This window comes from Mesorhizobium sp. 2RAF45, assembly GCF_052115225.1.
GTDB lineage: Bacteria > Pseudomonadota > Alphaproteobacteria > Rhizobiales > Rhizobiaceae > Mesorhizobium > Mesorhizobium jarvisii.
Window position 1 is genome coordinate 1 of sequence record NZ_JBFRGG010000043.1, and the last position, 531, is coordinate 531.

Annotated in this window: 1 protein-coding gene; it reads right to left on the reverse strand. The window is 67.8% G+C overall.

From position 1 onward, the window contains the following. A partial coding sequence (locus tag AB4Z43_RS33500) for a hypothetical protein (RefSeq protein WP_441941000.1) occupies window positions 1-498 on the reverse strand: 498 nt, incomplete at its 3' end. Between the last annotated feature and the right edge of the window lie 33 nt (window positions 499-531).

Consider the following 531-nt stretch of genomic DNA (forward strand, 5'->3'; position numbering starts at 1 on the left):
CTCCCCCATCACCTTGACTAGATCACCCTCCTTGACCCCTTCCAGGCGCAGGACGGCAGCCCCGTTGGGGGCGTCGATGGTCTGGTTCAGGTAGGTCGCCCGGTCGCGGACCTCGAAACGGTCCTGGTCGATCCACCGGACGAAGTGGCCGACGACGTTCTGCGCGGCCCGTTTGGCGAGCGCGAGCGTCTCCCTGGTCTTCGTCGTGACGGCCTTCTGCATGGCGGCCACGCCCTCCGGGGAGAGGCCCTTCGTCGCCTTTTCCCACGCCGACAGATCGCCCTTCAGCTTCTCGACCTGGCGTTCCTTCTGACCGACGGCCCGCGCCTGATCGCGCTCCCGGCGCTGCACCGCCGCCAGCTCCTGCCCCTTCACGAACCCGCCAATCATCTTGTCGTGGACGGTGCGGGCGACGCGGGTGGCGAATTCCTCGTCCGTCTCCTTCCCGACGACGCCGCGCTTCTCGCGCTCCTTCGGGAACTCGACCTTCGCCGCCAACGGAGCCTCGTTCACCCTGGCGTAGTATTCCCG